The 1494-nt window shown below is 72.6% G+C and carries 2 protein-coding genes and 1 pseudogene; all 3 read right to left on the bottom strand.

Annotated features, from left to right (window positions below; translation table 11 throughout):
• The coding region (locus ACFQ36_RS22655; protein WP_377017817.1) for a hypothetical protein at window positions 1-484 on the bottom strand (484 nt) is incomplete at its 3' end.
• 97 nt (window positions 485-581) lie between these two features.
• Window positions 582-1049 carry a 23S rRNA (pseudouridine(1915)-N(3))-methyltransferase RlmH gene (locus tag ACFQ36_RS22650; protein ID WP_377017815.1) on the bottom strand — a complete coding sequence of 156 codons (468 nt, stop codon included), beginning with the start codon at window positions 1047-1049 and terminating at the stop codon, window positions 582-584.
• A gap of 4 nt (window positions 1050-1053) precedes the next feature.
• A pseudogene (locus ACFQ36_RS22645) lies at window positions 1054-1494 on the bottom strand (thioesterase family protein); the annotation flags it as partial.

Below are 1494 nucleotides of genomic sequence, written 5' to 3'. Positions count from 1 at the left end.
GCCGGGTGAGGGGGCGGAGCCAGGAGCGCAGGGCCCAGAGGGCCTCCTCGCCCTTGAGCAGCATCAGCCCGGTCAGCACGGTGGCCAGGAGGTGCGCCGCCGTCATCCAGGCACCGCCGGCGGAGTGGGCCTGGCCGGCGGCGGCAGCGCAGTCCAGGGCGGAAACGTGCCCGGGGAACGTGTGCCCGGCGTGCAGCGTTCGGGCCGGACCGCCGGCGACGCAGGACGCGGGCACGCCCAGTGCGGTGAACGCCTGATGCAGTGCCAGCTGGCCGCCGCCAAGCAGCCCGGCCAGCGACGTGAATCCGAGCCTGTCCCCGGCCAGCACCGTGGCCGGCAGCAGGATCAGCGCGGCGAGTGCGGCCAGGATGCCGGGTCCGGGCAGCGTTCCGCCGCCGGCGACGTGGGCGGCGGCGGAGAGGCCCAGGACGGCCGAGGCGACGGCGGACGAGCGCAGCAGCCGCCACGGTGGATTGGCCCGCACCCCGCCTCCTCCGGAAGAATTCTTCTACGCCTCGTCGAACACCTGGGGGGAGTCTACCGTGCCGCCGCACCCGGTCCGGTTGCTGCGGCCGCGGGTGCTAGACGTGATGGTAGGGGCGCCCGCCGGCGATTTCCTGGGCCCGGTAAAGCTGCTCGATCAGGATCAGCCGGACCAGTTGGTGCGGGAAGACCAGCTTGGACAGGGACCAGACGAAGTCCGCCCGCTCCTGGATGGTCTCATCCACCCCGTAGGCGCCGCCGATGATCAAGGTGATGTTGCGGGAGGAGTCCAGGGGCTGCTGCAGGGTGCGCGCCAGCGTGGGGGAATCGATGTTCCGGCCGCGCTCGTCCAGCAGGATCACGAAGTCCCCGGCGTGCTTGCCGCCGAGCTTGGCCAGCAGCGCCTCGGACTCCTCCCGGCGGGCCGGGTCCCCTTCCCGGGCGGAGTGCGGGATGGGCAGCCAGGTCACGTCGAAGGGCTTCTTCAGCCGCTTTTCGTAGCGGGCGATGCCCTCGGCCACCCAGGACTCGTGCTTGCGGCCGACGGTGAGGATGCGCAGGGCCACGGTGTCAGCCCACGGGGGTGGGGAACTTGCGCACGGTGAGGATCTGGGCGGCCCGGCCCACCAAACCGTGTTCGTCATACAGCCCGGATTCGGTCAGCCCCACGCCGTGCGCGCCGAAATGCACGGTGGTGTCCAGCCCGGTCCAGCCGCCCCCGGGCTGGCGGAAGAGGTGGACGGTCAGTTCCACATTCGGGAACATGTATTCGCGCGGGCTCTGCCGCACCGCGACGCCGTTGGCCGTGTCCACCAGGCCCAGGAAGCGGGCGACCGGTTCGCTCTCCTCGCCGGCAACGATGGCCAGCGGCGTCCGGACCCAGACCGAACCGCGGCCGGGTCCGCCGTCATGGGCGGACCGGCACTCGATGGAGCCGATGTAGCCGCCGGGCCAGGCCGTGCTGATCGAATGCGGCGGGCACTCGGCCGGCGGCCGGAGCCGGCCGCCGGG

Origin of the sequence: Arthrobacter sp. GCM10027362 (assembly GCF_042679445.1) — a bacterium.
Classification (GTDB): domain Bacteria; phylum Actinomycetota; class Actinomycetes; order Actinomycetales; family Micrococcaceae; genus Crystallibacter.
The sequence above is the reverse complement of the archived record's forward strand: the minus strand, read 5'-3'. Positions and strand labels throughout refer to the sequence as shown.